The organism is Synechococcus sp. WH 5701 (genome assembly GCF_000153045.1).
Taxonomy (GTDB): domain Bacteria; phylum Cyanobacteriota; class Cyanobacteriia; order PCC-6307; family Cyanobiaceae; genus Regnicoccus_A; species Regnicoccus_A antarcticus.
Genome location: NZ_CH724160.1, coordinates 304,383 through 311,041 on the forward strand (window position 1 = coordinate 304,383; position 6,659 = coordinate 311,041).

Annotated in this window: 8 protein-coding genes; 5 read left to right on the forward strand and 3 right to left on the reverse strand. The window is 68.3% G+C overall.

Going from position 1 to position 6,659, the window contains the following annotated elements:
- Nucleotides 1–43 precede the first annotated feature (43 nt).
- From WH5701_RS11590 to WH5701_RS11610, 5 genes are all read left to right on the forward strand, one after another.
- Nucleotides 44–874, forward strand: coding sequence for a sterol desaturase family protein (locus WH5701_RS11590; RefSeq protein WP_006172576.1), 831 nt, complete (start codon nt 44–46; stop codon nt 872–874).
- A gap of 4 nt (nt 875–878) precedes the next feature.
- Nucleotides 879–2,867 carry a tRNA uridine-5-carboxymethylaminomethyl(34) synthesis enzyme MnmG gene (mnmG, locus tag WH5701_RS11595; RefSeq protein WP_006172577.1) on the forward strand — a complete coding sequence of 663 codons (1,989 nt, stop codon included), beginning with the start codon at nt 879–881 and terminating at the stop codon, nt 2,865–2,867.
- Nucleotides 2,868–2,878: 11 nt separating this feature from the next.
- Nucleotides 2,879–3,802, forward strand: coding sequence for a hypothetical protein (locus WH5701_RS15790; protein ID WP_006172578.1), 924 nt, complete (start codon nt 2,879–2,881; stop codon nt 3,800–3,802).
- A gap of 105 nt (nt 3,803–3,907) precedes the next feature.
- A complete protein-coding gene (locus WH5701_RS11605; RefSeq protein WP_006172579.1) occupies nt 3,908–4,546 on the forward strand; it encodes a chorismate lyase in 639 nt (212 codons plus the stop codon).
- Between the two features lie 91 nt (nt 4,547–4,637).
- Nucleotides 4,638–5,204: a hypothetical protein gene (locus WH5701_RS11610; protein WP_006172580.1), complete on the forward strand. Its 567-nt coding sequence runs from the start codon at nt 4,638–4,640 to the stop codon at nt 5,202–5,204.
- A gap of 20 nt (nt 5,205–5,224) precedes the next feature.
- On the opposite strand, the gene WH5701_RS11615 is transcribed toward WH5701_RS11610, so the two are convergent.
- From WH5701_RS11615 to WH5701_RS11625, 3 genes are all read right to left on the reverse strand, one after another.
- Complete coding sequence (locus WH5701_RS11615; protein ID WP_006172581.1) at nt 5,225–5,746, reverse strand: DUF1269 domain-containing protein; 522 nt, start codon at nt 5,744–5,746, stop codon at nt 5,225–5,227.
- Nucleotides 5,747–5,787: 41 nt separating this feature from the next.
- Nucleotides 5,788–6,399 (reverse strand): hypothetical protein, encoded by a 612-nt coding sequence (locus tag WH5701_RS15795; protein ID WP_083781891.1) that lies wholly within the window; start codon nt 6,397–6,399, stop codon nt 5,788–5,790.
- On the reverse strand, nt 6,383–6,659 hold a 277-nt coding region (locus WH5701_RS11625; protein ID WP_006172583.1), incomplete at its 5' end, for a ribose-5-phosphate isomerase A. The genes WH5701_RS11625 and WH5701_RS15795, both read right to left, overlap by 17 nt.

Below are 6,659 nucleotides of genomic sequence, written 5' to 3' on the forward strand. Positions count from 1 at the left end.
TCACTAGGCTGGGTCTTGACGCCGCCGATGGGACAACCAGTCCATGCCGATCGCACAGATCGACACCGAAACAGTGATCCGTTCACTCGGTGATCACTCCTTCTTGTTTTACGGACTTGTTTTCTTCGGCATCATTCTGGCCCGCTACTTTCTGCTGGCAGGTGGATCCTGGTGGTGGCTGTATGCCCGCTCCGCCGCAACACATCCCAGATCGACACCACCTGGACCAACGCCACGGCAGATGGCCCACAACGCCGATGGCATCCGCGCCGACATCCGCCTTTCAGTGCTCTCAGCGGCTGTGTTCGCCTTGGCGACCGCCGCTGTGCTCACGCTCCAGAGTCATGGGCTCACCCGCCTTTATGCCAGGCCCGACACCTACGGCTGGTGGTACCTCGCTCTGAGCTACGCCGCCGTGCTGATCCTTCAGGACGGGCTCTATTACGCCACCCATCGCCTCTTCCACCACCGCTGGCTTTACCGCTGGTGCCACCACGGTCACCACCGCACACGCCAGCCCACCCCCTGGACCTCCTTCGCTTTCGATCCCCCTGAAGCTCTGGTGCAGGCGCTGGTGCTGGTCCTGCTGGTGATGCTGGTGCCGCTGCACCTGATCACCCTGTTGGCGGTGCTGAGCACCATGACGGTCTGGGCGATCGTGAATCACCTCGGCCTTGATTATCTCCCCAGCGGCTTCCCCCACCACTGGCTGGGCCGCTGGGTGATCGGCCCAGCCCACCATTCGCTGCACCATCTCCACCCGGGTGTGCACTTCGGGCTCTACTTCACGCTCTGGGACCGGATCGGCGGCACCGAAGACACCAGTTACGCCGCCGCCGTGGAGCCTCCCAGCGATCTGGGCGCCATACATTGACCTGATGGCCCTCAGTGCAGCCCCCAGCGAAACCTTCGAGCTGATCGTGGTCGGCGGCGGCCACGCCGGCTGCGAAGCGGCGCTCACCGCGGCGCGGCTGGGGATTTCAACGGCCCTGTTCAGCCTCAACCTCGATCGCATCGCCTGGCAGCCCTGCAATCCGGCGGTGGGCGGACCGGCCAAGAGCCAGCTGGTGCATGAGGTGGATGCCCTCGGCGGCGTGATCGGGCGCCTCGCCGATGCCACCACCCTGCAGAAGCGGGTGCTCAACGCCAGCCGTGGCCCGGCCGTGTGGGCCCTGCGCGCCCAGACCGACAAGCGCCAGTACGCGCGCCAGATGCTGCAGCTGCTGCAGCACACCCCCAACCTCCACCTGCGCGAAGCGATGGTCACGGGGCTTGAGGTGGACCTGGAGGGCAACGGCCCGAACCAGGTTGGCAACGGAGCCGTGGGCCGGATCACCGGCGTGCGCACCTTCTTCGGCAGTGTCTATGCCGCGCCGGCCGTGATCCTCACCACCGGCACCTTCCTGGGGGGCCAGATCTGGGTGGGCAATCAGTCGATGAGCGCCGGCCGCGCCGGCGAGCAGGCCTCCGAAGGCCTCACAGAAGCGCTGCAGGCCCTCGGTTTCCACACCGACCGCCTCAAGACCGGCACCCCAGCCCGGGTGGATCGCCGCAGCGTGGCCCTCGATCAGCTCGAAGAACAACCCAGCGACGCCGAGGGCCGCTACTTCTCCTTTGATCCCGCCGCCTGGGTGAGCAGTGAGCCGATGGCCTGCCACCTCACCCGCACCACGGCCGCCACCCACCAACTCATCCGCGACAACCTCCACCTCACGCCCATCTACGGGGGCTTCATCGACAGCAAGGGCCCGCGCTACTGCCCCTCGATCGAAGACAAGATCGTGCGCTTCGCCGATAAGCCAAGCCACCAGATCTTCCTGGAGCCGGAGGGCCGCGACACCCCTGAGCTCTACATCCAGGGCTTCTCCACCGGCCTGCCGGAGCGGCTGCAGCTGGAACTGTTGCGCACCCTGCCTGGCCTTGAGCACTGCGTGATGCTGCGTCCCGCCTATGCCGTGGAGTACGACTACCTGCCCGCCACTCAGTGCCTGCCCTCACTGATGACCAAGCGGGTGCGAGGGCTGTTCAGCGCTGGCCAGCTCAACGGCACCACCGGCTACGAGGAGGCCGCTGCCCAGGGCCTGGTGGCCGGACTCAACGCCGCCCGGCTGCTGCGGGGCCAGGAACCGGTGCATTTCCCCCGCGAGGGCAGCTACATCGGCACCCTGATCGATGACCTGGTCACCAAGGATCTGCATGAGCCCTACCGGGTGCTCACCAGCCGCAGTGAATACCGCCTGGTGCTGCGGGGAGACAACGCCGACCGCCGCCTCACCCCCCTGGGCCGGGAGCTGGGGTTGATCGACGACCGCCGCTGGGGGTTGTTCGAGGCCAAGCAGGCCGCCATTGCCGCCGAGAAGCAGCGGCTGGAAACGGTGCGGCTCAAAGTCAGCGACCCGGTGGCGCCGGAGGCTGAGGCCCGCTCGGGCGCGCCGATCAAGGGATCGATCACCCTCGCCGATCTGCTGCGCCGCTCCGGCTTCCACAGCCGTGATCTGGTGGACCTGGGCCTGGCCGATGCCGACCTGCCGGCTGGCGTGCGCGAGGGGGCGGAGATCGATCTCAAGTACAGCGGCTACCTGGCCCGCCAGCAGCAACAGATTGATCAGGTGCGCAAGCAGGACCAGCGGCCGATCCCGGGCGGCATCGACTACAGCGCCATTGCCACCCTCTCCAAAGAGGCCCGCGAGAAACTCGCCGCCGTGCAGCCGCTGAACCTGGGGCAGGCCTCGCGCATCCCCGGGGTGAGCCCGGCCGACACCACCGCCCTGCTGCTGTGGCTGGAACTACGCCGCCGCCGTGAGTGTCAGCAGGAGCGATTGTCGAATCGGGAGACCACCACTACGATCGCGAAAATCCACTCCTAAGCCCATCGGCTATGGGCGGTGATCAGCGCCCCATCTCCTCCTCCCGGGCGTTCTGGGAGCTGAAGGCCGAGCAGGTGATGGACCGCGTCTTTTCCTCCGGTCTGTCGGCCCTGGGTATCCATGCCGGGGAGCGCCCCACCCTCGAGGGCTACAGCCGCGACCCGCTCCAGCCGGAGCCAAGCCTGACCATGGAGTCTGGCGGCGATCCCGCGCCTATCGATGTGGTGGTGCACGACGCGCCGCCGCGCCTACGGCCAACAACCACGGCTGGAAGCCGGTCCGTACCCCGGCCCCATAGCTCCACGGCCGCCGCTTCAGCCGCCGCACGCTCCAGGCAGCAACGGCCACTGCTGGTATTGATGGCGCTCCTATCGGTGCTGGGAGCCGGCAGCACCCTGCTGGTGTGGCGTGGCTGGACCCAGGCGAGCATCGCTCTGCAGCAGGAGCGCACCCTGCAACTGCTGGAGCGGTTGCGCTCGGTGGGCCCCCTGGGGGCTGCCGAGCCCGGAGCCACGGCCTCCGCCACCGTCCAGCCTGCAGGCCAGATGGCCGATGGCGGCGCCAACGGGCTGCCACCGCCGCCGCCGGAGGAAGCCTGGGTGCAGGAACTGGGGCCGCTTGAGAGCAATTCCCGTGCTTCGGCCGCCCCGCCGCTGCGGGTTCCCGTCAGCGGCACGATCACCCGGGGGGCTCCCCCAGCCCCCGCCATGCCGGCGCCTGGAGCGGATGGAGGCTCCCCCGAGCTGGTGGGGGTGGTGCAGGTGCCTGGTCAGAGCGGCTCCGCCATCTTCCAAATGGGCGGCAGCTCCACCAGCGCATCGGTGGGGGAGGCGATCGGCTCCACCGGCTGGCGCCTGCGCTCCGCCAGCGGCAACTCCGTGGTGATCGAACGCAACGGCCAGCAACAACGGGTGAGCATCAGCGGCGGCTTCTGAGCGACAGGCGCCAGGGAAGGCAGGCTCCTGGAAAGTCAGGCTCAGGAATCGTCGTCCCGGTGCTCTGCTGGCCTTCCTTAGCCTGGACCCCCTGAGCTGAGGCTGATGGCCGACTCCCTGCTCACCAGGCCATGGGTGTCCCCCACACCGCTCTGGGAAGCTCCGATCAGTGAGGTGCTCAACGCCCGGGCTGGCGCTCAGCTCAGCGGTGCCTGGAAGCTGTTGCTTCTGGGTGATGGCAGCCCCACCCGCCATCTGCACCTGCTCAGCGGCACACCGATCACGATCGATCTGATCGCCATGGGGCCTGAGCTCGTGCCAGGGGGTTCCACAACCCTGCCTGATGTCGCTCAGGCCCGCCCCCCCGCCGAGGTGACGGAGCTGGTCCCGCCTTTGCTGCGGCGGCAGGTGTGGCTGCGCTGCAACGGCCAGGCTCTGGCCTGGGCCGAGAGCTGGTGGAACCAGGCGGAGGCCGAGATGTATCTGCATGACCGGCAGCAACCCATCTGGCTGAGCCTGACCAGTGAGCGGGCGGAGCTGTTCCGGGAAGTGGACGGCCTGGCCCAGGTGAACGCCGACTGGTTGGAGCGGGGATTCGCCGCCAAGGGTCCCTTCTGGAGCCGCCACTACCGCTTTTTCCGGCAGGGACGGGAACTCACGGTGATCCGGGAAGTGTTCTCACCGGCGCTGGAGCGCTGGCTGGGAGCGAGTCATCACGACGCAGATCTCCATAAAGTTTCATGAAGTCAGCGTGATCTGTGGCGGTTTCCACTTGACAACTTGCGCTTCTGGGGGATCTGAACAGGATGGCGGCATCGGCTCCACCTGTTTGACGATGACCACCACCCTTGGAAGCCCAGGAGGGCACTCTTCCGCGGAATCCACCGCACCCGGTGCCCAGGCCTCCGAAGCCGGCGATCAGTGGATCTCCCTCACCGACCTGGGGCGCTCCCTCGGCCTCTCGGCCGTGAGCTGCGGCCGCCTGCTGATTGAGGCGGGGCTGCGCCAGCTCGATGGCCGCCCCACCGAGCAGGCACTGCATCTGGGCCTGGCCCGGGCGAGTGGCCAGGGCCTGCACAGGGGTCGCGCCACCCTCTGGCAGCAGACCGGCTGCGCCGCCGCCCTTGAGGGCGACTCCCCTCGGCAGACCCATCAACCCACCCTGGTGGAGCAGTGGGCGGAACTGCTCTGGGCCCTGAAGCAGGGCTCCCCCTCGATCATCACCTCAGCCGAGCAGATGGCGGAAGATCTTCCCCATGAGCTGGTGGGAGCCGTGAACCGTCAGCTGCAGGACAAGGGCTGGGACTTCCAGGTGAGTCACCATCCCTCCAGGCCCCAGCAGACCGCCCCGCACCACGGCCAGACAGCCCCTGGCCGCAGCCGGGTGCACCGCGGCCACTGAGCGTCCGGGGCCTGGGAGCCTCAGCCCAGGCGCAGGGCTTCGGCCTGTTTGCGGCTGTTCTCCAGCAGCTCGCTGAGCTGGGCCTCATCGGTGTGGCTGAGGCTGGTGCGCAGCAACTTGGCGTGGGGCGCGAAGCTGCGCAGGCGCTCCACCACCCGATCGGGCGTGGCGTCGCGCACCAGCAGGCAGAGGGCAGCGCTGGCCTTGGGCAGGGTTTCACCGAGCTCCCGCAGGAAGCCGTCGTTGATGCCCAGATCACTGAGCGCCCCGGAAGCCGCCCCCATGCCGGCGCCGACGGCGGCACCGAGCAGGGGGTTGAGGAACAGCAGCCCCACCAGCGACCCCCAGAAACCGCCCCCCAGGGCGCCGGCGGCGGTGAGGTTGATGGCCTGGCGCAGGTGCACCTGGCCATCAGCATCGCGCTCCACCACCACGGCGTCTTCCAAGGAGATCAGATGCTCCTGCTGGATGGAGACCAGCTCCTTGCGTACGGCTTCAGCCTCTTCAACCTTGGGAAAACCCACCACGATCAGGTTGCTCATGGACGCTGGGGAGTGTCGGGAATAAGCTTCAGGCTAGGGCTTCAGTCTCGGCGCGGACGGCGGCTGGAGCGGGGCAGGGGCCGCCCGCCAGGGGGGACTGACCCGGTGGGGTCCGGCTGCAGTGGCGGCTCGAGCGGCGCTTGCCGCGACTGAATGTCTGATTGCGCAGGCTGAACGGAGTCCTGGCCCCTGGACGGAGGCAGCAGGGGGGCCGCCCGGCGGGAGATGGCCTCCAGGGGCCGGCGGGTTCCTGGCGACGGCTCAAAGGCCCTGGCCCTGGCCGCTGGCTGGGGTTTGGGTTGGGGTTGGGGTTGGGGTTGGAATGGACGCTCGCTCTCGGGTTCCCACGGCGCCGCGTCCGGGCGCAGCGGGGGCCTCCTGCGTTCTGGGGTCTCAGCCCGCTCCTGCCAGGGTTCCGGCCAGTCGTCGTCGCCTTCGAGGAACCAGTCGATGCGGTTCTCCACCCAGCGACCCAGACCCTCCAGACCCGGGCGTCCGCCGGCTCGGCGCTCGGCTCCACGGGCCTGGGGACGTGAGCCAGGGCGAGCCCCGGCCACTCCATCCACCAGTTGCCGTCCCGCCGACATCCATTGATCCAGAGACCCGCCGCTGCGGCGACGTCCCCGGCGGGGAGGATCACCCGAACCGTTCATGGCCCTCGCCTGTGCCATCGCAACCGATGTGATCCGACCTTAACGGCCGTTCATCAGCTACCGCCCCAGCGACTGGATCGGTGAGGCCCACGAACAGCCCGTTCTCCAGCACCCCTGGCAGGTTGTTGATCGCCTGCTCCAAGGCCGCTGGATCGGTGATGCCGCCAGCGAACTTGAGATCGAGCACCAGGTTCCCCTGGTCGGTGACCACCGGGCCTGCCTTCTTCACAGCCATGCGCAAGTCAGCGGTGGCGCCCATC